24 protein-coding genes and 2 tRNA genes are annotated in these 25,350 nt (G+C 62.7%); 16 read left to right on the top strand and 10 right to left on the bottom strand.

Annotated elements, in window-relative coordinates; genetic code table 11:
• Window positions 1-860: 860 nt before the first annotated feature.
• The 8 genes from AAE021_RS15820 to rpmH all read right to left on the bottom strand — a co-directional run bounded on the left by AAE021_RS15820 (window position 861) and on the right by rpmH (window position 6,921).
• Window positions 861-2,219, bottom strand: a complete 1,359-nt coding sequence (locus AAE021_RS15820) for a ParB/RepB/Spo0J family partition protein (protein ID WP_342023253.1) — start codon at window positions 2,217-2,219, stop codon at window positions 861-863.
• Between the two features lie 98 nt (window positions 2,220-2,317).
• The gene (locus AAE021_RS15815) at window positions 2,318-3,205 is read right to left on the bottom strand and encodes a ParA family protein (protein ID WP_425362491.1); all 888 of its coding nucleotides are present in this window, start codon (window positions 3,203-3,205) and stop codon (window positions 2,318-2,320) included.
• Between the two features lie 548 nt (window positions 3,206-3,753).
• Window positions 3,754-4,386, bottom strand: a complete 633-nt coding sequence (gene rsmG / locus AAE021_RS15810) for a 16S rRNA (guanine(527)-N(7))-methyltransferase RsmG (RefSeq protein WP_342023252.1) — start codon at window positions 4,384-4,386, stop codon at window positions 3,754-3,756.
• Window positions 4,387-4,433: 47 nt separating this feature from the next.
• Window positions 4,434-4,928: a protein jag gene (locus AAE021_RS15805; RefSeq protein WP_342025439.1), complete on the bottom strand. Its 495-nt coding sequence runs from the start codon at window positions 4,926-4,928 to the stop codon at window positions 4,434-4,436.
• 74 nt (window positions 4,929-5,002) lie between these two features.
• Entirely contained in the window at window positions 5,003-5,965 is a 963-nt protein-coding gene (gene yidC / locus AAE021_RS15800; protein ID WP_342023251.1) for a membrane protein insertase YidC, read from the bottom strand.
• A gap of 8 nt (window positions 5,966-5,973) precedes the next feature.
• Window positions 5,974-6,345: a membrane protein insertion efficiency factor YidD gene (gene yidD / locus AAE021_RS15795; RefSeq protein ID WP_342023250.1), complete on the bottom strand. Its 372-nt coding sequence runs from the start codon at window positions 6,343-6,345 to the stop codon at window positions 5,974-5,976.
• 7 nt (window positions 6,346-6,352) lie between these two features.
• A complete protein-coding gene (gene rnpA, locus AAE021_RS15790; RefSeq protein WP_342023249.1) occupies window positions 6,353-6,721 on the bottom strand; it encodes a ribonuclease P protein component in 369 nt (122 codons plus the stop codon).
• Window positions 6,722-6,783: 62 nt separating this feature from the next.
• A complete protein-coding gene (rpmH, locus tag AAE021_RS15785; protein WP_056010217.1) occupies window positions 6,784-6,921 on the bottom strand; it encodes a 50S ribosomal protein L34 in 138 nt (45 codons plus the stop codon).
• Window positions 6,922-7,399: 478 nt separating this feature from the next.
• On the opposite strand from rpmH, the gene dnaA reads away from it, so the two are divergent.
• The 12 genes from dnaA (at window position 7,400) to AAE021_RS15725 (ending at window position 20,607) form a co-directional block, all read left to right on the top strand.
• The gene (gene dnaA / locus AAE021_RS15780; protein ID WP_342023247.1) at window positions 7,400-8,818 is read left to right on the top strand and encodes a chromosomal replication initiator protein DnaA; all 1,419 of its coding nucleotides are present in this window, start codon (window positions 7,400-7,402) and stop codon (window positions 8,816-8,818) included.
• A gap of 565 nt (window positions 8,819-9,383) precedes the next feature.
• A complete protein-coding gene (gene dnaN / locus AAE021_RS15775; protein ID WP_342023246.1) occupies window positions 9,384-10,508 on the top strand; it encodes a DNA polymerase III subunit beta in 1,125 nt (374 codons plus the stop codon).
• 44 nt (window positions 10,509-10,552) lie between these two features.
• Window positions 10,553-11,503 carry a phosphogluconate dehydrogenase (NAD(+)-dependent, decarboxylating) gene (gnd, locus tag AAE021_RS15770; protein ID WP_342023245.1) on the top strand — a complete coding sequence of 317 codons (951 nt, stop codon included), beginning with the start codon at window positions 10,553-10,555 and terminating at the stop codon, window positions 11,501-11,503.
• Between the two features lie 104 nt (window positions 11,504-11,607).
• A complete protein-coding gene (gene recF / locus AAE021_RS15765) occupies window positions 11,608-12,792 on the top strand; it encodes a DNA replication/repair protein RecF (protein WP_342023244.1) in 1,185 nt (394 codons plus the stop codon).
• Window positions 12,776-13,381, top strand: a complete 606-nt coding sequence (locus AAE021_RS15760; protein ID WP_342023243.1) for a DUF721 domain-containing protein — start codon at window positions 12,776-12,778, stop codon at window positions 13,379-13,381. Before recF ends, AAE021_RS15760 begins: the two co-directional genes overlap by 17 nt.
• Before the next feature lie 293 nt (window positions 13,382-13,674).
• Window positions 13,675-15,741 (top strand): DNA topoisomerase (ATP-hydrolyzing) subunit B, encoded by a 2,067-nt coding sequence (gyrB, locus tag AAE021_RS15755; protein ID WP_425362411.1) that lies wholly within the window; start codon window positions 13,675-13,677, stop codon window positions 15,739-15,741.
• A gap of 60 nt (window positions 15,742-15,801) precedes the next feature.
• Window positions 15,802-18,426 carry a DNA gyrase subunit A gene (gene gyrA / locus AAE021_RS15750; protein ID WP_342023242.1) on the top strand — a complete coding sequence of 875 codons (2,625 nt, stop codon included), beginning with the start codon at window positions 15,802-15,804 and terminating at the stop codon, window positions 18,424-18,426.
• A complete protein-coding gene (locus AAE021_RS15745; RefSeq protein ID WP_152220854.1) occupies window positions 18,423-18,932 on the top strand; it encodes a DUF3566 domain-containing protein in 510 nt (169 codons plus the stop codon). Before gyrA ends, AAE021_RS15745 begins: the two co-directional genes overlap by 4 nt.
• Window positions 18,933-19,082: 150 nt before the next feature.
• Window positions 19,083-19,156: transfer RNA gene (locus tag AAE021_RS15740), tRNA-Ile, on the top strand.
• Between the two features lie 45 nt (window positions 19,157-19,201).
• Window positions 19,202-19,321 carry a DLW-39 family protein gene (locus AAE021_RS15735; RefSeq protein ID WP_342023241.1) on the top strand — a complete coding sequence of 40 codons (120 nt, stop codon included), beginning with the start codon at window positions 19,202-19,204 and terminating at the stop codon, window positions 19,319-19,321.
• A gap of 67 nt (window positions 19,322-19,388) precedes the next feature.
• Window positions 19,389-19,461: transfer RNA gene (locus AAE021_RS15730), tRNA-Ala, on the top strand.
• Between the two features lie 234 nt (window positions 19,462-19,695).
• The gene (locus tag AAE021_RS15725; RefSeq protein ID WP_342023240.1) at window positions 19,696-20,607 is read left to right on the top strand and encodes a DMT family transporter; all 912 of its coding nucleotides are present in this window, start codon (window positions 19,696-19,698) and stop codon (window positions 20,605-20,607) included.
• Between the two features lie 72 nt (window positions 20,608-20,679).
• Here AAE021_RS15725 and AAE021_RS15720 read toward each other — a convergent pair whose 3' ends face one another.
• Window positions 20,680-21,633, bottom strand: coding sequence for a hypothetical protein (locus AAE021_RS15720; protein WP_342023239.1), 954 nt, complete (start codon window positions 21,631-21,633; stop codon window positions 20,680-20,682).
• Window positions 21,634-21,804: 171 nt separating this feature from the next.
• Between AAE021_RS15720 and AAE021_RS15715 the strand changes: the two genes are divergently transcribed.
• Window positions 21,805-22,347 (top strand): peptidylprolyl isomerase, encoded by a 543-nt coding sequence (locus AAE021_RS15715; RefSeq protein ID WP_342023238.1) that lies wholly within the window; start codon window positions 21,805-21,807, stop codon window positions 22,345-22,347.
• A 297-nt stretch (window positions 22,348-22,644) separates the two neighbouring features.
• Window positions 22,645-23,286 (top strand): rhomboid family intramembrane serine protease, encoded by a 642-nt coding sequence (locus AAE021_RS15710; RefSeq protein ID WP_342023237.1) that lies wholly within the window; start codon window positions 22,645-22,647, stop codon window positions 23,284-23,286.
• A gap of 617 nt (window positions 23,287-23,903) precedes the next feature.
• On the opposite strand, the gene AAE021_RS15705 is transcribed toward AAE021_RS15710, so the two are convergent.
• A complete protein-coding gene (locus AAE021_RS15705; RefSeq protein WP_342023236.1) occupies window positions 23,904-24,158 on the bottom strand; it encodes a cell division protein CrgA in 255 nt (84 codons plus the stop codon).
• 215 nt (window positions 24,159-24,373) lie between these two features.
• Here AAE021_RS15705 and AAE021_RS15700 point away from each other — a divergent pair, with 215 nt between their 5' ends.
• On the top strand, window positions 24,374-25,177 hold the full coding sequence (locus AAE021_RS15700) for a class E sortase (RefSeq protein ID WP_342023235.1): 804 nt from the start codon (window positions 24,374-24,376) through the stop codon (window positions 25,175-25,177).
• Window position 25,178: 1 nt separating this feature from the next.
• Entirely contained in the window at window positions 25,179-25,349 is a 171-nt protein-coding gene (locus AAE021_RS15695) for a hypothetical protein (RefSeq protein WP_342023234.1), read from the top strand.
• Window position 25,350: the final 1 nt, after the last annotated feature.

Here is a 25,350-nt window from a genome sequence, read left to right as displayed (position 1 = left end):
AGCCATTGCCCACAGAAGGCGTACCAAAGGAACCAGCGCACCCTTGAAACAAAAAACGTCCAAGCTCCATAGAACTGAGATGTGCACGTGAGCGCAACGGGGTCGCTAGGAAAAGACCGATTGTCACTCTATTCAAGGTGTACCGCAGTACGACTGTAAAAGAATTAGTCCGGTAAGCGCGCGGGAGCGGAAGGTCGAAATGCGCTGACGGAGTGGAGGAAGCATCGAGGTGGTCGTCCCAGTGCTCAGGCCACTGCTGTTCCACGTGAAACATACTTGGAACTAAGCCCGCTGTCGATGACACAACTATGGAACACGACGAGGTTGGACTGGAGTGCTCAGACTCACTATCGGTCGCGAGCGGGTCCAGGGCGTGTCGACCTCAAGCTGGCCATACGCAGGGCCCCTGGAGCAAGTGCTTCTACGAGGCTATGGGCGGTCGTGCCCGCCGAAATCAGGTAGATAGGCGAAAAACTTGGGCAATAGGAGGGATGACCAGTGAACCAACGTCGTTTCACGTGAAACGTTGCGCCCGGTGAGTCGAAGGGCATTCTCCGGAACTCGAAATACCAAGCGAACAGCGTGACTCAACTCTTATATGCGTGCCCAATCGGCCAGAATTTGCATGACTCGAGTCCACCAGGGTCCCACAAGAGAAAAACGCCGCTGCTCAGCTGCCCCAGATCCGGGCTCCCTACCTGCATCAGGGCTATAGGGCTCGACGAAGCACCAAATCCCTATGTCAGAAAAGGTGGTTCATGTTTCACGTGGAACATGAACCACCTCCTACCTAACAAAGCAGGTATGGATTTCACTGGCCTGCTGTAATGACCATAGGAAGCTCAGCGGAGCATTACGACCTAGCTGGCAGGCGGAGCCAGGACGCCCATAATCCGGTTTAGATCATCCACGCTGGCAAACTCGATGCTCACCTTACCCTTGCGAGCACCCAGAGTAATCTTCACATTGGTATCCAACCGGTCCGACAACGACGTCGCCAGGTAATCCAGCCTTTCGTGACGCGCTCCAACCTTCGGCTTGGTCTCCTTCGGGGGACGCCGCAGGCCCTCACTCATGGAGACGATTTCTTCCGTCGCCCGAACGGATAGCCCCTCAGCCACAATCCGCTGGGCCAGCTTTTCCATTTCAGCAGCGTCCGCCAGGCCGAGCAGCGCACGGGAGTGGCCGGCAGACAGAATACCCGCTGCTAGGCGGCGCTGAACCAGTGGCGGGAGCTTCATCAACCGAAGTGTGTTGGTTACCTGCGGCCGAGACCTGCCAATACGGTCCGCCAGCTCCTCATGGGAGCATTCAAAATCGTCGAGCAGCTGCTGATAAGCCGCGGCTTCTTCCAAGGGATTCAGCTGGCTGCGGTGAAGGTTCTCGAGAAGCGCGTCGCGCAGCAGGTCGACGTCCTGCGTCGACCGAATGATGGCCGGGACCGCTTCCAGCCCGGCTTCCCTGCTGGCGCGCCAACGGCGCTCACCCATAACGAGTTCATAGGGATGTTCCGGATCATCTTCAGGCGAGGGGCGCACCACGATCGGCTGCAGAACACCGATCTCCCGGATAGAGTGCACCAACTCGGCCATGTCTTCTTCGTTGAAGACAGAACGTGGCTGTTTGCGGTTCGGATGAATGGAGTCGACAGGAATCTCGGCGAATGTCGCTCCGGGAACCTCGACCAGTGTTTCACGTGAAACAGCGGCTTCACCCGAACCATCAGTGACTCCGAGGTCTTGCTCCGGGCCGGCAGGCTGCGCGTCTGCCTCCACCGAGACATCCCCGGCGTCCGCGGCGGCCTTCTGGGCGCCTTGGGGGGCCTTCTTGCCGTTGCCCTTGGACTGACGCTTGGCAGCGCCACCACGGTCCGCAGAGCGCTCCGCAGCATCTTCAGCAGCAGTGCCGGCGGCGGCCGGTTCGGCGACGTCCGCTTCCAGGCCCGGAACCGGCGCCTGCCGCGGGCCACGCGGTGAAGTTCCGCCTGTTGAGGAGTGCGAGGGACCACGCAAAGCATCCTTATTGATGCCGGAACCACGACGGGCGCCGGTCACAGGACGGGAGGGGGTCACCGTGTCGCTGGCGGACGGGAAAAAGACATCGACGGGACGGCCGGCACGAGCCGGCGCTGAGGATGCGGAAGACGCCGCCTCTGATTCTGCGCTGCTGGGAATCAAAGCTCCCAGGCCTCTTCCCAAACCACGACGCTTTTCGGTCATGGGTATGTCCTTCCCTTATGCACACAAGCGGCATGGATTGATTGTGACTGTATTCTACGATTCAGAACGCCAATAACTGCGCAGGGCATGACGGGTGTCTAGCCGCGCTGGGCAATCTCGGCGGCGGCTTCCAGATAGGAAAGCGCACCGCTGGATGACGGGTCGTACGTCAGAACTGTCTGCTGATAGCTGGGCGCTTCAGAGATCCGCACCGACCGGGGAACCACAGCGCCAAGCACCTGCTCCGGGAAGTGCTCCCGAACTTCCGCGGCGACCTGGGCCGCGAGGTTGGTTCTGCCGTCGTACATGGTCAAGAGAATTGTGGAGACAACCAAGTCGGCGTTCAGGTGCTTCTGGATCATCTCAATGTTCTTCAGCAGCTGGCTCAACCCCTCCAGGGCGTAGTACTCACACTGGATGGGGATGAGGACTTCCTTGGCGGCAACAAAAGCATTGACGGTCAGCAACCCCAGACTCGGGGGGCAGTCAATGAAGATGTAGTCGAGCCTTTCCTCGCCACGCCGCTCCCGCTCAGCGGCGTATGTATCAATCGCCCTCCGCAGCCGCTGTTCCCTGGCCACCAGGGAGACCAGCTCAATTTCAGCGCCGGCCAGGTGGATGGTGGCGGGAGCACAGATCAGATTCGAGATATCCGGGCACTGAGCCACAACATTCGCCAGCGGCAGATCGTCAATGAGAACGTCGTAGATGCTCTCCACCTCGGCGTGGTGATCAATTCCGAGTGCGGTGGAGGCATTGCCCTGCGGGTCAATGTCGATGACGAGCACGTTAAGTCCGGCGCTGGCCAGAGCCGCCGCCAGGTTAACAGTGGTGGTCGTCTTCCCGACACCGCCTTTTTGGTTGCTGACCGTCATTATCCGGGTTTCAGCGGGCCGCGGCAGAACACGTCCGCGTAATTTCTCACGCCGGCGGTTTTCATGTGCCAGTTCCCGGGCAAGGGGAGTGCTTTCGTCCATTAGGTCCATAACGTCCACCGACGTCGACGGCACGACCGCCGAGTCAGATACACCACCTTCGATAGCCTCGGGGCCGGCAGCTTCATCAGCTGCGGGCAGGGTGAAAACGCTGTCCAATGTTTCACGTGGAACGGTTTGTGCCGTATCAGGTGCCGGCGTCGCAGTGTGAAGCTCGACTGGGGCAGGCGCCGGAGGAACGGACTCCACCTTAACTGAGCCTGCCGCAGCAGATTCCGGATGGACGGTCCCCGGGACAACCTGCTCGGGAACAACAGCTTTGTCCATCGGAGCTTCTATCGCTTGCGGAACCGGCTCAGGCTGAGCAGCCGGAACCGCTGTTTGGTTGTTTGCAAACATTTGGGGTTGAATCCTGGAGAACTGTGCCGAGAGGGCAGAACCCAACGCTGCAAAGGGTGGAATCCGTTTTGCAGCGGAATCACGGCGCGCACTCACCTGGACAGGCTCACTTTCCAAACATAGGCATCAGTTCATCTAGCCTATCCGGTGCCCGGCAAATATCCCGGATCACACCCGGTGTGTGCATAAGATCATGCCCGCTACCCGACGCGGATGCGGACCACCGTCGTGTGCTCCTCAAGCAGACCCTCACCCGCGGTCAGGATCGAGGTTTCCCTGCCCCCAAGCTTGCGGATGGCTTTGGCTGCCTTTTGTATCTCTTCTTCCGCGCTTCGGCCCTTGATGGCCAGCACCACGCCCTTCCCCTTCAACAGGGGAATCGTCAGTCCGGCCAGCGAGCCCAGGGCGGAAACCGCGCGGGCCGTGACAACATCCGCCTCGACGTCGTCGATAACCTGCTCGGCGCGTCCGCGGATCACAGTGACATTTTCCAGGCCCAGATCCTCAACGACCTCATTAAGCCAGATCACCCGGCGCTCGAGCGGTTCAATGAGGGTCAGCTGCAGATCCGGGCGGGCAATCGCCAGGCAAAGCCCGGGCAGGCCGGCGCCGCTGCCGACGTCGGCCACCCGTGCGTTTTCGTCAATCAGGTCAGCCACGACGGCGCAGTTCAAGACGTGCCGGCTCCACAGCCTGGGAACCTCCCGCGGGCCCAACAGTCCGCGTTCCATGCCGGACGTCGCCAGGTGTTCTACGTAGCGCTCGGCCAGTTCAAGCCGGGAACCAAAAATCTTTTCCGCCGCCGTGCGTTCAGCGGGCGTTGTTTCAACCACGTGGTAATTCCTTGTCTGCGGTGCAGTTTTCCAGCTACGAATGTGCCCTACGATTCAGGCAGCGACACCACTATGTGGCGCTCTTCCCCTTCGCCCTCGGACTCGCTGACGAGTCCCAGGTCCGCAACGGCGTCGTGGACAATCTTGCGTTCATAGGCGCTCATCGGACGCAGCGCTACGTCCTGTCCGTCTTCCTTGGCCCTGCTCACTGCCTGCTCGGCTATGACCTGCAGCTGCGCGCCCCGCTCCCTGCGGTAGCCGGTGATGTCCAGGACCAGCCGCGAACGGCTCTCCGTGGCCGTGAGGACCGCCAGCCGGGTCAGCTCCTGCAATGCCTCGAGGACTGCGCCGTCCCCTCCCACCAGGGCCTGCAGGCCCGTGGTGTCACCCTCTTCGGCAACGATGGAAATGTAGGTCCGCCCGTGACGAACCTCAATGTCGATGTCGCCGTCAATATCGGCAATATCAAGCAGTTCCTCGAGATAGTCCGCCGCTACGTCGCCCTCTTCTTCGAGGCGTCCGGGACCGCGCGGTTCCGCCATCTCATCCGCAGCAACCGGGGCTTCTTCCACAAGCTCGGATGCATTGTCAGAGGATTCCGCCACGGGCTCGGAGGTCATCGCCTTTTCCTGTTCTTCCGCTGGGGCTGCTGACGCTGGGTTTTAGTGGCCACCGGCGCAGGCTCGGCGGCGTCGCCCTTGGCCTCCCCCAGAAGCGGGGTCATTGGCAGACCCTTCTTGGCGCGGCGGTCGGCCAGCGCCTTCGCTGCGGGGGAGCCGGGAGTCGGCATCCGGCGGATAACGAAGAACTGCTGACCCATGGTCCAGAGGTTGGTGGTGGTCCAGTAGATGAGCACACCGATCGGGAAGTTGATGCCACCGATGCCGAAGACCAACGGCAGGATGTAGAGCATCATCTTCTGCTGCCGCATGAACGGGCTGGCCAAGGCTTCCTCGGACATGTTCTTGGACATGATCTGCTTCTGCGTGATGAACTGCGAAGCGGTCATGGCCAGGATCATGATGATGGAGAGGATGACGACGGCCACCTGGCCGTCTCCGCCGCCGCCGTGCAGCAGCGAGGAGGATAGCGGAGCGCCGAGAATGGTGGCCGCATCAAACTGCTGGATGGCTTCCGGTGACAGGGCACCAATTTTTTCGCCGCTGTCGCTGGCCTTCGATACACCGTTCAGCACCTGGAACAGGGCGAAGAAGAACGGCATCTGGATCAGCATTGGCAGGCAGGCGGCAAACGGGTTGGTCCCGTGCTTCTTGTAGAGCGCCATCTGCTCCTGCGTCATTGCCTGACGCGAAAGCTGGTCGGTCTTGCCCTTGTACTTCTGCTGGAGTTTCTTCAGGTCCGGCTGCAGCGACTGCATCCCGCGCTGGGCCTTGATCTGCTTCACGAAGACCGGAATCAGCGCGGCACGGATCACGATGACGAGGCCGATGATGGACAACGTCCAGGTCCAGCCCGATGCTTCGTCCATCCCGAGGAAGACAAATCCCTCGTGGAAGATCCACATAATCCAGGACACTACCCACTTAAAGGGGAACAGTATCGTCTCGAAGAAACCCATTTACTCTCCTAAGCCGCTTCGCGGCTGTCTTCGTCGGCTGGAATCACGGGATGATTCAGCACAATAATCCTCGGAACCTTTTCCTGGTCCCAAATCCTGTGTCCAGGCGGGACATGGTCCACGCCGCCGTCGTTCCACGGATGGCAGCGGGCAAGCCGGCGCGCCGCCAACCAGGTGCCGCGGACGGCACCGTGAACAGTTACGGCTTCAAGAGCATATGCGGAACAGGAGGGAAAAAACCTGCAGACCGGTCCGTACAGAGGCGAAATGGTTTTGCGGTAGGCCATTAAGAAGCCCATCAGAAGGAAGCGTGGAAGATTCCATACGCCGCGGGCAATCGCCGGAACAGCCCTTACCGGATCGGTCCCGGAACGGCTCATCAGCGTTTCACCCCTTCTGGCTCGGAGTTCGGGTGCGGTCAAGTTTCCCCGCACAGGTGCGCAGCGCACCAAGGTAATCCGTGCGAAGCTCCTGCCACGACGCGGTTGCCGCCGGCGGCAACGCACGGACGACAATATCGAACCCGGTGGGATACTCACGCAGACTTTGGGCAGCTGCTTCTCTCAGTCTTCTCTTAACGAGGTTCCGTGTCACGGCGTTCCCGACGCTTTTCGCGACGATGAAGCCTACGCGGGTAGGGGCTGGCCCCTTGGACACCGCATATAACACGACGTTCCGGCGCCCACTGCGGGCACCGGAACGTACAGTAAAAGAAAAATCGGCCGATGTCCGCACCCGGTTCCCTACGGCCAGCATTCAGACCACCTGGAATCGAAGACGGGGCTGCTTGTAGGCAGCATCGACAAACTTGAGGCTATTTATGCCGACAGTTCGGTACGGCCCTTGGCGCGGCGTGCGGAAAGGATTCCACGGCCGGCACGGGTACGCATGCGAAGGCGGAAGCCGTGCTTCTTGGCACGACGGCGGTTATTCGGCTGAAAAGTCCGCTTGCTCACGGTAGTTACTCCAAGACAATCTGAGTTGCGCTGGCTTGCTACGACAAGGGGGAAGAACAAGCGGCGCTTATTTCATGTGTTCTGACTGCTCTCAACCCGGACCTGGACCCTGATTCCCAGAACCCTGATGGGCATGAATGAGTGCAGATAGCAGACACAAAGGACTACTCCACGTTAGGGGCAGGACCGCCGCCAGTCAAACCGGGCAGCAGGGCATCACGTCCATGCCCTGTTTATACAATTACATCCACACCTGTGGACAACTGCCGTGCGCGGGCCTCGGCACGGGGCCATGTGAGCCCAGTCCCAGCGGCTGTCCACAGCCGGAATCCAGCTACCACCGGGGTAAATCATCCTCTAGGCTTGGCCACGGGCGTTTTATCCACCAACTGTGTATAACTCTGTGGATGAACCGCCGGAACCCCGATCGGGCTTCCATGTTTTCTGAGACCGCTGAGGGCGATCACGAGAGGTTTTTGTGGGCACGGACGAAATCAACGACGTCGGCAGTTCCTGGCGCAAGGTCATTCGGACACTGGAAACCGACGACCGCGTCTCCCCGAGGCAGCGCGGCTTCGTGGTTTTGGCCCAGGCTCAGGGGCTGATCGGAACCACACTGCTGGTGGCCGTTCCGAACGAGCTCACCCGCGAAGTCCTCCAGACCCAGCTCAAACACATCCTCGACGAGGTGCTCCGCGGCGTCTTCCAGGCCGACATTCAGTGTGCCTTCGTTATTGACTCGGACATGATCCCCGCGGTGAAGGCGGATCCCGAGCCGGAACCCGAGCAGCCTGCTCCCAGCCCGGTCCCCAGCGGGGAAAGCGCTCCGTCGCCGACTCCGCCCAGCACGTCCCAGGAGTTTGGCCGGCTGAACCCCAAGTACGTCTTCGAAACCTTCGTCATCGGTTCCTCCAACCGGTTTGCCCACGCCGCCGCCGTGGCGGTGGCTGAGGCTCCGGCCAAGGCCTACAACCCGCTGTTCATCTATGGTGACTCCGGGCTGGGCAAGACCCACCTGCTGCACGCGATCGGACACTACGCGCGCCACCTCTACACCGGCATCCGCGTCCGGTACGTGAATTCCGAAGAGTTCACCAACGACTTCATCAACTCGATCCGGTATGACGAAGGCGCCAGCTTCAAGCAGCTGTACCGCAATGTGGACATCCTGCTCATTGACGACATTCAGTTCCTGGCCAACAAGGACGCCACACAGGAAGAGTTCTTCCACACCTTTAATGCCCTGCACAACCACAACAAGCAGGTCGTCATCACCTCCGACCTGCCGCCCAAGCAGCTCTCCGGGTTCGAAGAACGCATGCGCTCCCGCTTCGAGTGGGGCCTGTTGACCGATGTCCAGCCGCCGGAGCTTGAAACCCGGATTGCGATCCTGCGCAAGAAGGCCATCGGCGACAGCCTCAGCGCCCCGGACGATGTGTTGGAGTACATCGCGTCCAAGATCTCCACGAATATCCGGGAACTGGAAGGCGCGCTGATCCGGGTAACGGCGTTCGCCAGCCTGAACCGGCAGCAGGTGGACGTTGGGTTGGCCGAAATTGTCCTCAAGGACCTGATTACCGACGACGGCGCCCAGGAAATCACCGCCGCGTCGATCCTCGGGCAGACGGCGGCCTACTTCCAGATCAGTCTGGAGGAACTGTGCTCGAAATCCCGGACCCGGACGTTGGTGACCGCCCGGCAGATCGCCATGTACCTGTGCCGCGAACTGACGGACATGTCGCTCCCCAAGATTGGACAGGAGCTCGGGGGCAGGGATCACACCACGGTCATCCACGCGGACCGGAAAATCCGTGAGCTCATGGCGGAGCGCCGGGCCATCTACAACCAGGTCACGGAACTTACCAACCGGATCAAGCAGCAGCAGCGCGAGGCATAAATCCGCGGAGTGGCGGGGATTTACAGCCCCGCAGGGGCTTCGAATTAACAGATGTGGACAAGGCTGTGGATAACCCGGTGGATAACTCCCTGTAGGCAGCAGTTCCCTGTGGATACGCGGAATTACATAAAAGTTCCCCACAGCCCGCCGAGTTCGCCGCAGCGTGGACCCACAGGTTATCCACAGGCTTAAAACGCCATGATGCGACGATGGGCTGGGTTATCCACAGTATCCACAGGAGTTATTAACACTACGAACCTTAAGAAATTCAGTTCCACCAAATAACATCTGACCTTTCCGGACCACATCTCGCACATCCACTGAACGAACATCGGATGTCTTCCGCAAAGAGCAGACCCGGGATCAGCGGCGAGCCGAAGACCGTGCATGAACAGCGGGTCGGAAGCTAAGCTGACACAGAGTATTGTTGTCATCCGCGGCTCCATCCCAAGGTGGTGCCTCGAATGCGGCGCAGCTGCGGCGCTGCAGGGCCCGCGATGCTCCCTCACTTGTCATGAAGATTCAGTTGTACTGAGAAGTACGTTGTGAAAGGCGGCACCCTTCAGTGAAGTTCAGAGTTGAGCGGGATGTCCTGGCCGAAGCGGTTACATGGACAGCGCGTTCCCTCTCCCCGCGTCCCCCGGTCCCGGTTCTCTCGGGCCTGCTGATCAGGGCGGAGAGCGGATCACTGAGCATTGCCAGCTTCGACTACGAAATTTCTGCCCGGCTTCAGATTGCCGCCGATATCGCGGAAGAGGGCACCATCCTGGTCTCCGGCCGGCTCCTGGCGGAAATTTGCCGCAGCCTGCCGTCGGCACCCGTGGAAGTTGAAACCGACGGTTCCAAGGTCACGCTGACCTGCCGGAACAGCCGCTTCAACCTGGCCACCATGCCGGTTGCCGAGTATCCGGAACTTCCGGCCCTTCCAGAGGTCAGCGGCGTCGTCGACGGCGATGCCTTCGCCCAGGCCGTGTCACAGGTCATCATTGCCGCCAGCCGCGATGACACCCTGCCCATCCTGACCGGTGTCCGGATGGAAATCGAAGATGATCTCATCACCTTCCTCGCCACTGACCGGTACCGCCTTGCGCTGCGTGAGCTGTCCTGGAAACCGGCCACCGCGGGAATCTCCACCAGCGCGCTGGTGAAAGCCAAGACCCTGAACGAAGTGGCCAAGACCCTCGGCGGCGGCGGAGACCTGAACATTGCGTTCTCCGATGACAGCGAGCTGATTGGCTTCGAAAGCGGCGGCCGCCGCACCACGTCGCTGCTCGTGGACGGGGATTACCCCAAGATCCGCTCTCTGTTCCCGGACAACACGCCAATTCACGCCACCGTGGAAACAAGTGCCCTCGTGGAGGCCGTCCGCCGCGTATCCCTGGTTGCCGAACGGAACACCCCCGTTCGCCTTGCCTTCACCGACGGCCAGGTCACGCTCGATGCAGGCACGGGCGAGGACGCACAGGCTTCCGAGGCACTGGAAGCGTCCCTGATTGGCGACGACATCACGGTTGCCTTCAATCCGCACTACCTCAGCGAGGGTCTGGGAGCATTCCCCAGCAAATACGTGCGGTTCTCCTTTACGACACCGCCCAAGCCCGCCGTCATCTCAGCTCAGGAAGAACTCACCGGTGATGACCGGGAAGACTACCGGTACCTGCTGATGCCGGTCCGGCTGCCAAACCAGTAGCAGCGGGGCCGTTCCCGCCAGGACTCAGGAAAGAGGAACCCGATATGCATGTAGGCCTCATAGGACTCGGCAAAATGGGTTTCCACATGCGGGAACGGCTGCGGCGCAACGGGATCGACGTCACCGGATTCGACCGCAACCCGGTGGTGAGCGATGTGATGTCGCTGACGGAGCTGGCTGCGGATCTGCCCTCACCACGGGTGGTGTGGGTTATGGTTCCGGCCGGAGCCGTCACTGACGCGGTGATCGCGGAGCTGGCCGAGGTGCTGTCCAGCGGTGATCTGATCATCGACGGCGGCAACTCCCGGTACGACGCCGACCTCCGGAACGCGCAAAAGCTGGCTTCGGCCGGTATCCGCTATGTCGACTGCGGTGTCTCCGGAGGTGTCTGGGGCCAGGAAAACGGCTACGCACTGATGGTGGGCGGCAGCGATGAGGACATTGCGCTGGCCATGCCGGTGTTTGACGCCCTGCGGCCAGGCGGAAGCCGAGAGCGGAGCTTTGTGCACGCGGGCAGCATCGGTGCCGGACACTACGCAAAGATGATTCACAACGGCATCGAATACGGCCTCATGCAGGCCTACGCCGAAGGGTACGAACTGCTGGCGGCCAAGGACATCATCACGAACGTTCCCGGCGTCATGCATGCCTGGCAGGACGGCACGGTGATCCGGTCGTGGCTGCTGGATCTGGTGGTTAACGCGCTGGAGGATGATCCCGAACTGAGCCGGATAGCTGGTTATGCCGAGGACTCCGGGGCCGGGCGGTGGACAGTGGAGGAAGCGGTGGCCGGCGGTATTCCGGCGCCCGCCATAACCGCGGCCCTCTACGCCAGGTTCGCGTCCCGGCAGGATGAATCGCCGGCGATGAAGATGGTGGCCGCACTGCGGAATCAATTCGGCGGGCACGCGGTAAAACCGGCCGGCGACAATGACGGAACGCAGTCCGGGGTGCAGCCTCCGGCTGCCGTTGACGGCACCGGCAGCCCGGAATAATCTGCCGGCGGCAGTACGCTGGAAGACAGAACGGATCCACCGGGCACACCGGACGGGAACGCAGGATCAAACACTGGAAAAAGGCAGGGCAAAGGTGGGCAGGCTTGTACGTTGATTACCTCTCCCTGACAGGTTTTCGCAGCTATGCGCAGCTGGATCTGGAACTCAAGCCCGGAGTGACGGTTTTTGTCGGTCCGAACGGAACCGGGAAAACCAACATCGTTGAAGCCATCGGCTATCTGGCGTCGCTGTCCTCCCACCGGGTCAGCACTGATGCTCCCCTGGTCGCCTTTGACGCGGGTCAGGCACTGGTCCGTGCCCGCCTGGTGAGGGGAACCCAGCGCACCAGCGTTGAGCTTGAACTGAATCCCGGACGCACCAACCGGGCCCGGATTAACCGGGCCAATCCGGTGCGGGCACGCGACATCCTTGGGCTGTGCCGAACGGTGCTCTTCGCCCCCGAGGACCTGACCCTGGTCAAGGGCGATCCCTCCAGCCGGCGCAAGTTCATTGACGATCTGATCGTGTCCCTGGTGCCCCACCACTCCGCCACGCGCAGCGATTATGAACGGGTCCTCAAACAGCGCAATGCCCTGCTGAAATCAGCCAGGGCCGCAGGCCGGTTCACCTCTTCCCACGAAGCCACCCTTGAAGTGTGGGACCAGCACATGGCCGTGGCCGGAGCCCGGCTCCTGTCGGCCAGGCTGCAGGCCCTGAGCAGGCTGCAGCCGCATCTGCAGAGCGCTTACCGGGACCTGACAGACGGCACCAAAACCGCCCGGGCGGTGTACCGCTCCACGCTCCAGGGGGCAGTGAACGACGACGGCGCCGTCACCGGAGATTCCGATCCGGACGAGCTGTACGCGCTGACGGAAGCGGAACTTACCGAACGCTTCCTCGCCGCCTTCCTTGCCAACCGCCGCCGGGAAATCGAACGCGGAGTCTCCCTGGTGGGACCGCACCGCGATGACCTGGAGCTCATCCTGGGCCAGGCTCCCGCCAAGGGCTATGCGTCCCACGGAGAAACCTGGTCCTTTGCGCTGGCGCTGCGCCTGGGAACGTATTACCTGCTCCTCAGCGACGACGAGAGTTCCGGCGCCGGACCCATCCTGATCCTGGACGATGTTTTCGCCGAACTCGATGTACAGCGGCGCAACCGGCTGGCCGGCATCGTGTCGGGAGCCGAGCAGGTCCTTGTGACCGCCGCCGTGGCCGGAGACATCCCTGAGGCGCTGGCGGGCGAAGTCATCACGGTGGTTCCCGGAGGCATCAGTGTTCCCGCCCTCTGACGGAACCGGCGCAGGCGGCACCACACCAGATCCCCGGGCCGGCCTTCCGCCCGCCGGAGCCAAGGACAAGCAGGGGGCTGAGGAAACCGAGGTCCGGCAGGATGCGGCCCAGGCCCAGCTGAACCGCATGCGGCAGGCGGCCCAGGCACGGGGCAATCAGCGGATCCCCGCTGGCCGGCGCAAAGCCGGACACCGGCGCGCGGCCCTGCCGTTCGTTCCCGGCGAATACACCGGCCGGGATCCCCAGGGCGTGGGCAAAGTCTTCAACCGCTTTGTCAGTGAACGCGGCTGGAACTCCCCCGTTGCCGTCGGTTCGGTGATCTCCCGCTGGGAGGAACTGGTGGGAGCAGAGGTCAGCGCCCACTGTAAACCGGAGTCCTTTTCGGACACGACCGTTCAGGTGCGCTGTGATTCCACCGCGTGGGCAACTCAGCTGCGGCTGCTGCGCAGCTCACTGATCAGCCGCTTCGACGCCGAACTCGGCCCCGGCGTCGTCACCAAAATCGAAGTGATTGGCCCGGCCGCACCAAACTGGCGCAAGGGGCTGCGCAGTGTCAAGGGACGCGGCCCGCGGGACACCTACGGATAGCAGTTCTCCGTCCGGTTCCGGGTCTTGGCGGGAAGCGCCGGCGATGTTCACGGGGAGCCAAAAGCGCTCCCGGTCACAGTTGCTCTGTGGCTTTTAGCGGCTCTGGCACCCCTCCAGCCATATCCGGACCTAGAGACGGGGTGGATATAGGCTCAAACCCAGCTTTGGTGGCCGCTTAGAGGGTGTTTTGGGACGTAATGACCCCTGCGGCACGGTAGAATTGGTAGTTGAGACGCCTGTCCTGCGGAGAGGCGTCAAAATTTGACCAATACCCTGAGGAGTCGACAGCACCTGTGGCTAACGACAATGAGATGGACAACGCTGACGTAACAGCAGAGAACCACAGCGAACCTGATGTGGCCACTCCGCATGAGTACGGCGCCAATGAAATTACCGTACTGGAGGGCCTCGAAGCAGTTCGCAAGCGCCCCGGCATGTACATCGGTTCCACCGGACCCCGCGGCCTGCACCACCTGGTCTACGAAGTGGTCGACAACTCGGTGGACGAGGCCCTGGCCGGCTACTGCGACCGGATCGACATCACGCTGCAGGCAGACGGCGGTGTCCGCGTCGAGGACAACGGCCGCGGCATTCCGGTGGACATGCACCCGACGGAAAACATGCCCACCGTCCAGGTGGTCATGACCATCCTGCACGCCGGCGGCAAGTTCGGCGGCGGCGGTTACGCCGTCTCCGGTGGTTTGCACGGCGTCGGCATCTCAGTGGTCAACGCACTCTCCTCACGGGTGGAAACCGAAATCCGCCGGCAGGGTTTTGTCTGGCACCAGTCCTTCGCCGACGGCGGCCACCCGGTGGGCGGCCTGCGCAAGGGCGAGGCCACGGAAGCCACCGGAACCACGCAGACGTTCTACCCCGATGCCACCATTTTCGAATCCACGGAATTCGACTTCGAAACCCTCCGTGCCCGCTTCCAGCAGATGGCCTTCCTCAATAAGGGACTGCGCATTGTGCTCACGGACGAGCGGACACTGGAGGAGGACACCGAAGAAATCACCGCTGCCCCCGGCGAAGAGGGCGAAGACACCGGCCCCAAGCACCGCGTGGTGGACTACATGTACAAGGACGGGCTGCTGGACTACGTCAAGCACCTGAACTCGTCCAAGAAGTACGAGGCCATCCACGACGACGTCATTGCCTTCGAAACCGAAGACAATGACAAGAAGATGGCCGTGGAAATGGCCCTGCAGTGGACCACGGCGTACTCCGAGAGCGTGCACACCTACGCCAACACGATCAATACCCATGAGGGCGGCACCCACGAAGAGGGTTTCCGCGCCGCCATGACGTCGCTGATCAACCGCTACGCCCGTGAGAAGAACATCATCAAGGAAAAGGATGACAACCTCACCGGTGATGACATCCGCGAGGGCCTGACCGCCGTCATTTCCGTGAAACTGGCCGAGCCGCAGTTCGAGGGCCAGACGAAGACCAAGCTGGGCAACTCCGAGGTCAAGGGCTTCGTGCAGCGCGTGGTCACCGACCAGCTGGGCGACTGGCTCGAACGCAACCCCGGCCCCGCCCGCGACGTCATCCGCAAGTCCATCCAGGCATCCCAGGCCCGCCTCGCTGCCCGCAAGGCCCGCGAATCAACGCGCCGCAAGGGACTGCTGGAATCCGGCGGGATGCCCGGCAAGCTCAAGGACTGCTCCTCCAAGGATCCTTCCAAGTCCGAAATCTACATCGTGGAGGGCGACTCGGCCGGCGGTTCCGCCGTCCGCGGCCGCAACCCCGAGACCCAGGCCATCCTGCCGCTGCGCGGCAAGATCCTGAACGTGGAGCGCGCGCGTCTGGACCGGGCGCTGGGCAACGCTGAAGTCCAGTCCATGATCACCGCCTTCGGCGCAGGCATTGGCGAGGACTTCGATGTGGAGAAGGCCCGCTATCACAAGATTGTGCTGATGGCCGATGCCGACGTTGACGGCCAGCACATTACCACCCTGCTGCTGACGCTGCTCTTCCGCTACATGCGGCCCCTGATCGAGAGCGGTTTCGTTTACCTGGCGCAGCCGCCGCTGTACCGCATCAAGTGGTCCAACCATGCCCACGACTACGTGTACAGCGACCGCGAACGCGACGAAGTCGTGGCCCGCGGCCTGGCAAACAACCAGCGCCTGCCCAAGGACAACGGCATCCAGCGCTACAAGGGCCTGGGCGAAATGGACTACACCGAGCTCTGGGACACCACCATGGATCCGGACCACCGCACGCTGCTGCAGGTCACCATGGACGACGCCGCAGCCGTGGACCAGATTTTCTCCGTCCTCATGGGCGAGGATGTCGAATCCCGCCGCAACTTCATCCAGCAGAATGCCAAGGACGTGCGCTTCCTGGACATCTAGGAAAACCGCCACCTCCCTGCGCCCGCGGATTTACAGAGCTTTTGAAGAACGGAACAACCAATGAGTGAAGAGACCCTCTCAGACCGGGTTGAACAGATCGACCTGCAGACTGAAATGCAGCGGTCCTACCTGGATTACGCCATGGCGGTTATCGTCGGGCGTGCCCTGCCGGATGTGCGCGACGGGCTGAAGCCCGTGCACCGCCGCGTCCTGTACGCAATGTTCGACGGCGGCTACCGCCCGGAGCGCTCGTTCAACAAGTGCGCGCGCGTGGTCGGCGAAGTCATGGGCCAGTACCACCCGCACGGCGACTCGGCCATCTACGACGCCCTGGTCCGCCTGATCCAGGACTGGACCATGCGTTACCCGCTGGCGCTGGGACAGGGCAACTTCGGCTCCCCCGGCAACGACGGCGCCGCGGCACCCCGGTACACGGAAACCAAAATGGCCCCGCTGGCCATGGAAATGGTCCGCGACATCGACGAGGAAACCGTCGATTTCATGGACAACTATGACGGCCGGAACCAGGAACCCACCATCCTGCCGTCACGCTTCCCGAACCTCCTGGTCAACGGCTCCTCCGGCATCGCCGTGGGCATGGCCACCAACATTCCGCCGCACAACCTGCGCGAAGTGGCCGACGGCGTCCAGTGGTACCTGGAAAACCCGGAAGCCCCCAATGACGTCCTGCTCGAGGAACTGATCCGCCGCATCAAGGGCCCGGACTTCCCCACGGGCGCCCAGATCCTGGGCCACAAGGGCATCGAGGACGCCTACCGCACCGGCCGCGGCTCCATCACCATGCGTGCCGTCGTCAACGTCGAAGAGCTGCAGGGCCGCACCTGCCTCGTGGTCACCGAGCTCCCCTACCAGGCCAACCCCGACAACCTGGCGATCAAGATCGCCGAGCTCGTCAAGGACGGCAAGGTCTCCGGCATCGCCGACATGCGCGATGAAACCTCGGGCCGCACCGGCCAGCGCCTGGTCATCGTGCTCAAGCGCGACGCCGTGCCCAAGGTGGTGCTGAACAACCTCTACAAGCACACCCAGCTGCAGGAAAACTTCGGCGCCAACATGCTGGCCATCGTGGACGGGGTGCCGCGCACCCTGAGCCTGGACGCCTTCATCCGCCACTGGGTCACCCACCAGCTCGAAGTGATTGTCCGGCGCACCCGCTACCGGCTGCGCAAGGCCGAGGAAGTGGCCCACATCCTGCTGGGCCTGCTCAAGGCACTGGATGCCCTGGACGACGTCATTGCCCTGATCCGCCGCTCCACCACGGTGGAGGAGGCCCGCACCGGCCTGATGGGCCTGCTGGACATTGACGAACTGCAGGCCCAGGCCATCCTGGACATGCAGCTGCGCCGCCTGGCCGCCCTGGAACGCCAGAAAATCCAGGACCAGCACGCCAAGCTGCAGATCGAGATCGCCGAGTACAACGAGATCCTCGGGTCCGAGGCACGCCAGCGGCAGATCGTCAGCGAAGAGCTGCGGGAAATCACTGACAAATACGGTGACGACCGGCGCACGCACATCCTCATGGGCTATGACGGCGACATGAGCATGGAAGACCTCATTCCCGAAGAGGAAATGGTGGTCACCATTACGCGGGGCGGATACGTCAAGCGGACCCGCAGCGACAACTACCGCCAGCAGGCACGCGGCGGCAAGGGCATCAAGGGCGCGCAGCTGCGCGGCGACGACGTCGTCGAGCACTTCTTCGTCACCACCACGCACCACTGGCTGCTGTTCTTCACCAACCTGGGCCGCGTGTACCGCGCCAAGGCCTATGAACTGGTGGAGGCCGGACGCGACGCCAAGGGCCAGCACGTGGCCAACCTGCTGGCTTTCCAGCCGGATGAACACATTGCCCAGGTCCTGGACCTGCCCGGCTACGACGCCGCCCCGTACCTGGTCCTCGCGACCAAGCGCGGACTGGTGAAAAAAACCAGGCTGGAGGACTACGACACCAACCGTTCCGCCGGTGTCATTGCCATCAACCTGCGCGACGGCGACGAACTCGTTTCCGCCCAGCTGGTCTCCGAAACCGATGACCTGATGCTGGTGTCCCGCAAGGGCCAGTCGCTGCGCTTCACCGCCACCGACGACGCGCTGCGGCCCATGGGCCGCGCCACGTCCGGTGTCACCGGCATGAAGTTCCGCGAGGATGACGAACTGCTGGCGGCCGACGTCGTCACCGAGGATTCCTACGTCTTCATCGTCACCGAGGGCGGCTATGCCAAGCGCACCGCAGTGGACGAGTACCGGGTCCAGGGCCGCGGCGGCCTGGGCATCAAGGTTGCCAAGCTGGCCGAGGACCGCGGGCACCTGGTGGGCGGCATGATTGTCCAGGAGGAAGACGAAGTCCTGGTGGTCATGCAGGGCGGCAAGGTGGTCCGTTCCTCCGTCGCCGGTGTCCCGGCCAAGGGCCGCGACACCATGGGCGTGATCTTTGCCAAGCCGGACAAGAACGACCGCATCATTGCGGTGGCGCGCAATTCCGAGCGTGATCTCGGCATTGAAGAAGCCGACGAAGACGACGCTGTGGACGGCGCCGGAACCGGTGACACAGTCCCGCAGACCGCAGCCGAGTCTGTAGGCACCGATGCCAATGAAGTACCGTTGGCTACAGACGAAACGGCGGCGCAGGAAGCGCAGCCAGCAGAAGATGGAGGTAACGAGTGAGCTCGACCAACTCAAATCCCAGGTCGACGTCGGGCGCGGGCCCTCGGGTAAAGACACCCGCGCGCCCGGCCCAGCGCCCCGGGGGTGGTCAGAGCGCACCGGCCAACCGGCAGCCGCTCGTCAAGCCGGCACCAAAGGCCAAGGCCCGCAAGGCCCGCCTGCTCGTCAGCAAGATTGATCCCTGGTCCGTGCTGAAGATGGCGTTCCTGCTCTCCGTCGCCCTCGGCGTGGTCACCGTGGTGGCGGCCATCGTCCTGTGGACAGTGCTGGACCTGACGGGGATCTTCGACCGGGTTAACACGCTGCTCGGCGATATCGCCGGGACCGAGTCCGGCGGCTTTGACCTGCGGGAGTTCGCTTCCCTGGGTCAGGTGGTGTCCTTCGCGACCATCATCGCCGTCGTCAACGTGCTCCTGCTGACGGCGCTGTCGATGCTCGCCTCGGTGCTGTACAACATTGCCTCCACCCTGGTGGGCGGCATCGGCGTCACCCTGACGGACGACTAGAGCCTGAAAAAACAGCGGAAAATCCGATTTTTTGCCCGGCCGGCGCCGCAAAATTGCCGGCCGGGCAGGAAATTGGAGCCGAATCCGGATCCTGATTTGGGTTCCCGGCAGAGGTGGGGTAAAGTTTTATCTCGGCCCGAGAAGGTATCGGGGCGCATAGCTCAGGCGGTTAGAGCGCTTCGCTGATAACGAAGAGGTCCCAGGTTCAAGTCCTGGTGCGCCCACGGAACATCACCGCAAGGTGATGAGCCACTAGGCAAGGAGGCACTGTGAAGAAGTTGCTGGCAGTAGCTGCAGCGGCAGTCGCGGGAATCCTTGCGGTAAAAAAATGGCAGGAAACTGCCGCGGAGAAATCCATTTGGAAGTCGGCCACCGACAAGGTTGATTGATTTCCATACTGAATGAATCGGTTCCACCGCAGGTCAGGGTGGGTTATACTGGATGAGTTCACATTTCGGGGGCATGGCGCAATTGGTAGCGCACCTGCTTTGCAAGCAGGGGGTTCGGGGTTCGAGTCCCCGTGCCTCCACCGAAAGAAAGTCCCGGCCATCGGCCGGGACTTTCCGCGTTTAAGACCCTTCCGCGTTGAGGACCCAACCCGTGCCGGGGGGCCTGGCAGCCGGCGCCGGCCCTGACCGGTCCTGTCCGGTCCTGTCCGGTCCTGTCCGGTCCTGTCCTGTCCGGTCCTGTCCTGTCCGGTCCTGTCCGGCCCTGACCGGTCCTGTGGACGGGCCGGCTCTCCGCGGTCACCTATTGTTGCTGTGTGATTGTTTTCCTCGCCGTGGTCGGCGTCCTCGGAGTTTCGGCCTCCGGTCCCATCATGGCCGCAACGGCCGCCCCCGCCCTCGCCATTGCGTTCTGGCGCAATGCCATTGGTGCCGTGGTCATGGGCGCACCGGCAGCGCTGCGGCGGCCCGGGACCTTTACCCGGCTGACCAGGTCAGAGACCAAATGGACGGCTCTGGCATCGGTGGCCCTCGCCCTGCACTTTGCCTGCTTCATTACGTCCCTGCAGCTCACCTCGGTGGCTGCGGCCACGGCGCTGGTGTGCCTCCAGGCGGGCTGGATCGCGCTTTTCAACCTGTTTCGGGGCATTGCCGTAGCCCCGCGGGTGCTGGCCGGGCTGGGTGCCTCCCTGATCGGCGTCGTCATCATTACGGGCTTTGACCTTGCCCTGTCCCGGGAGGCACTTATCGGGGACCTGCTCGCCGTGGCCGGAGGGGCGCTGGCCGGGCTCTACACCATTGCCGGAGGCAAGGCCCGGGCCACGATGAGCACGGGGACCTACACGTCCCTCTGCTACGGCCTGTGCTCGGTCCTGCTGCTGGTGATGTGCCTGGCGTTCGGCCAGCCGCTGGTGGGGTTTGAACCGGCGGCATGGGCCGGAATCTTGGCTGTCACCGTGGTGGCCCAGCTCCTGGGACACAGCGTGTTCAACCACCTGCTGGCCGTCATCTCACCGCTGGTGGTCTCCATGATCATCCTGCTGGAGATTCCGGGAGCCGCGATTCTTGCCGCCGTCTTCCTCAACGAACAGCTGCCGGCGGGAACGTACGCCGGGCTGGGCCTTATCCTTGCCGGCCTGGCCGTAGTCGTGACGGGACAGGGACGGCGCAACCGGTCCCAGGCGTTGCCTCCGGCGCCGCCCGCCCTGGGCGGCGGCCCGGGAAACTAAGGGACCCGCAGGCAGACAAAAACGGAGGGTTCCCGCTGATGCGGGAACCCTCCGTTGCGCTAAAAGGCCGGGTTATTCTCCGGTCTTCTCCGCGGACTTGTCGGCGTGGGCGCCGGATGCCTTGGCAGCGTCAGTGGCCTTGGCTGCTGCTTCCTTGCTGTGCTTGGCAGCTTCGGCAACCTTCTCACCGCTGCGGGCTGCTGCGCGCTCGGCAGCCTCCTTGATGCTGGCAACAGTCTCCTTGGTTTCCTTCACGGATTCCTTGCCGTTGGAGGACGCCTTGGAAACGTCGCTTTCGGGCTTGACGGCGGTGGGAGCAGGAGCCGTGGGGGCGGCGGGAGCGGCCGGGGAGGTTGCTGCGGGCTTGGGCTCGGGAACCTTGATGGTTTCGGGCTTGGCCGGAGCAGGAGTCTTCCACGGGTCCTCCACCGGACGCGACGCGCGCCAGGCAGCAACACCGGCGGTGACGGCAGCGGCGAGGATGCCGAAGATCAGCCAGCCCTTGCCGCGGCCCTTCCGGTTCCTGCCGGCAGCCTTGGCAGCCTGTGCGGCAGCCTTCTGTGCCTTCTTCAGAGCCTTCTTGTTGCCGGTCGCCTTGGCGACAGCCGTCTGCACCGGTACGGAAGCGGCGCCCAAGCTGCGGGTTACCGTGGCGGAAGCGTCTCCAATCCGCGTGGAGAGGCCCGGGATGTAGTCGTCCACCACTTTGTCCCGCGCGCCGGTGATCACCGGAGTGGCGCGGTCCAGGGTGTGCTGGATGCGGGGCGCTGCTTCATCCACAGCGTGGCTGATCCTTGGGCCGACCTTCTGCAGGCCTTCCTGGATGCGGGGGGTGACCGTTGCTACTCCCGCGGCAACGCCGTCGCCGGCACGCTTGAGGCCTTCCTGGATCTTGGGTGAAGCGGTTTCGATGCCCTTTTCGATACGGGGCACTGCCCAGTCGCGGGCGGCTTCCACCTTCGGTGCAGCCCAGTCACGTGCGGTCTCTACGCCTGCAGTGACATTGGCTTCAAAGTCACGGGCCATGCGGTCCTTCTTCTTCAAAACTACCTCCCGGGATAGTGACGGTTCATCCTTACCCTACGTTGAGATGGCAAGTGCGTGCCATTGATACCCCGGGCGGGGCGGACTTTTCACTGTGCGCTGAACCGGGCGAATTCCGCCCGCATGGCCCGCCGCCGTGGAACAATGAAATATATGACTGCTATTCCTACCGCAATTGCAACCATCCACACTTCCCTTGGCGACATCAAGGTCAACCTCTTCGGCAACCACGCGCCCAAGACGGTTAAGAACTTTGTTGGCCTGGCCACCGGCGAGATCGAGTGGACCGACCCGGCAACAGGAGAGAAGACCAGCCGCCCGCTGTACGACGGCACCATCTTCCACCGCATCATCAAGGACTTCATGATCCAGGGCGGCGATCCCCTGGGCCGCGGCACCGGCGGACCGGGCTACCAGTTCGACGACGAGATCAACCCCGATCTGGACTTCTCCACCCCGTACAAGCTGGCCATGGCCAACGCCGGAATCCAGATGGGCCGCGGAACCAACGGATCGCAGTTCTTCATCACCTCCGTTCCCACCACCTGGCTCCAGGGCAAGCACACCATCTTCGGCGAGGTAGCCGACGATGAGTCGCGCGCCTTGGTTGACCAGCTCAACGCCGTCGCCACCGACATGCGCGACAAGCCGGCCGAAGACGTGGTCATCAACAGCATCACCGTCGAGCAGCTCTAGCCCGTTCACGGATGCCCCGGCCGGAATCTCCGGCCGGGGCCTTTCGTCCATCTGGCCTCATTTCTCTTTGGGAGTACCGCAATGTCGTATGGAGTGCCTGCTGAAACACCAGCCTCACAGGTTCCTGTCTGCCCGCGGCACCCGGACCGGGTCAGCTACATCCGCTGCCAGCGCTGCGGCCGGGCAGCCTGCCCCGAATGCCAGCACGCTGCCCCGGTAGGCATTCAGTGCGTGGACTGCTTCCAGGAAAGCCGGCGTTCCGCGCCCGCATACCGGACCCCGTACGGTGGAAAAGCCGTGCAGGGTAAGCCCGTGGTCACCATCACGCTGATGGTCATCTGCGCGGTGTTTTTTGTGATTCAGTACCTGAACCCCGCCTTCACTCGCGAACTGCTGTATGCCCCGCTCTACACTGGGGTTGAACCATGGCGGATGCTGTCCGCTGCCTTCCTGCATTCGCCCGGTTCGATCCTGCACATTCTCTTCAATCTCTATGCGCTCTGGTTCCTGGGGCAGGGACTTGAACCCCAACTGGGCCGGCTCCGGTTTGCCCTGCTGTACTTGGTATCGGCACTGGGCGGCTCCGTGGGTGTACTGGCCCTCAGCCCGATCAACCAGGCCGTCGTGGGAGCCTCCGGAGCGATCTTCGGCCTGTTCGGCGCCCTCCTGGTGGTCCTGCTGCAGCGCCGCGCCAGTGTCCGGTCAGTGCTGATCCTGCTCGCGGCCAACTTCGCCCTGGGATTCTTTATCCCCAACATTGCCTGGCAGGCCCATCTGGGCGGCCTGTTGACCGGCGCCGCCTGCGCGGCGGTCCTCGTGTACGCACCCAAGGGCAATAAACGGGCCCTGGTCCAGTTTGGCGGCCTGGCCGTCATCGTCGTTGTCCTGTGCGTCCTCACCGCGGTGCTGGCAGGAGCAAAGGGGCTGCTGCTCCTGTAACCCGCCGGTATGCTGCCCGCACTGTCCACAAGCATCGAAATGTTTTCCACAGGGATACCCACAGTGTTAATAACTCGCGGAGGCACTGCGGGCTCCGATGGGTTCGACGATCGCAATTTGGGGCGGAAATCCGGTCTGCTTAAGGGCGGGACCGGGACGGGCCGGCACCGCGGACGCTGTCCGTGCGGCGGTCCAGCCACACTAAATGCGCTGTTTGCCCGCGCGCGCTGGGAGTTATCCACAGGCTGTTGGGGTAGCTGTGAACAGGTTATCCAGAGGCAAAACCGAGTTACACACATGTAATTCCACAGCTGTGGATAACTCCTGTGCCTATGCTGGCGGTAATTTTTGCCGACGGGCCCGAAAAGTTACACACACCTGTGGATAACTCTGTGCACAGTGTGTGTACAAAAGTTCTGCACAGGCTGGGACACAGGGTGGGACACCGGGTGGGGACACGATGAAAAGCCGCGGACATCCACAACCGTTCCCCGCTGACTCTGGGGAAGGGTGGATGCCGCGGCTGCGGGGGAGGAAGGCAGAGGGGGTGGCCTGCGGGCCAGTCACGTTCCCTTGGCCCGGCCGGATACCGCTCGCTGGAGTGCGGGGAGTTATCCTCAGCGCCAGCGGGTGGTCATGAGGAACCCGACAATGGCGATCCCGAAGCCGGCCAGGATATTACCGGCACCGAGCGCCGGAATCGGAAAGCGGGATTCCGAAATATAAAAGACAATGATCCACAGCAGGCCAATGATCATCAGGCCGAACATCACCGGTTTGTACCACACCGGATTGGGCTTGGGCGCAGAGGGGGTCTTTGCGGCAGCCGGTGAGGTTGCTGCGGGCTTCTTGCGGGACTTCGACTCGGGCACGGATCCTCCTGGCGGAACCGGCTCTGTGGAGCGCCGGTATAGACGGTCATGGCGGGGACGGGGGTGCAGTGCTGCCGCAGCGGGCCATGGCCCGGCTGTATCCTGACTTGGGGCTGCCACCGCACCTGGCTGTTTCCCTTGTACTCATCGTAGCGAATGGCGGCACCTCCCGGCGCCGCCCCCGCAACAGTCCGGTCTCGAAGGAAAAGGGAACTATGGCTACCTCCAGCAGGGCAGCACACTCGCGCAGGGGATCCGCGCCGCCCGGCTCCGGCCGCCGCCGGCGAAGTGCCGGCCAGCTGATCATCCAGGTGATCGGCGAGCTCCTGATCACCCTTGGGCTGCTGCTGGTGCTGTATGTGGTGTGGGAGTTGTGGTGGACCAACATTGACGCCAACAACAAGCAGGAGCAGGCCGTGGGAAACCTGTTCCAGGAATTCGACGCGCCCGTTGCACCGGCGCCGGAAACCGCTGCGGAGCCCGACTACGGCGACCCCGTTGTCATGCCGCCCATCGCCGAAGAAGGCCGTACGTTTGGCGTGGTGTACATTCCCCGGTTCGGGGAGTCCTATTCCCGCCCCGTCACCAGCGGCGTGGGAACAGCCGTACTGGATTCCCTCGGCCTGGGTCATTACCCCTCCACGGCCATGCCCGGCGAGGTCGGCAATTTTGCTTTGGCAGGTCACCGTCAGACACACGGGCAGGTCCTGGATGCCATCCACACCCTCGTGCCCGGGGACAAGGTCTATGTGCAGACCAAAGACGGCTACTACAGCTACGTGTACCGGAACAACCAGATTGTGCTGCCGGACCGGGTGGACGTCATTGCTCCGGTTCCCACCCAGCCGGCAGCCATACCCACCGAGCGCTTTTTGACGTTGACCAGCTGCAACCCCCGGTTCGGCGCTGAAGAGCGGATCATCGCCTACGCGGTCATGGACTCCTGGCAGCCGCTGTCAGCGGGACCGCCTGCCGAGATTGCCGCTCAAGTAGCCCAAAATGCGGAAGGGGCAAAGTAAAATGTACGCTTGGATCTTCAGGAACCTGCCGGGTCCGCTCTGGGTGCGCATCCTTACCGCGCTCGTGCTGATTGCCGGCGTGGTGCTGCTTCTCATGAACTACGTTTTCCCGTGGTTCTCCGAATACAGCTTCCTCAGTCCCTTCACCGATTCCACGATTGGCGGTTCCTAGA

It is taken from the genome of Arthrobacter citreus (genome assembly GCF_038405225.1).
GTDB classification, from domain to species: Bacteria; Actinomycetota; Actinomycetes; order Actinomycetales; family Micrococcaceae; genus Arthrobacter_B; species Arthrobacter_B citreus_A.
The sequence above is the reverse complement of the archived record's forward strand: the minus strand, read 5'-3'. Positions and strand labels throughout refer to the sequence as shown.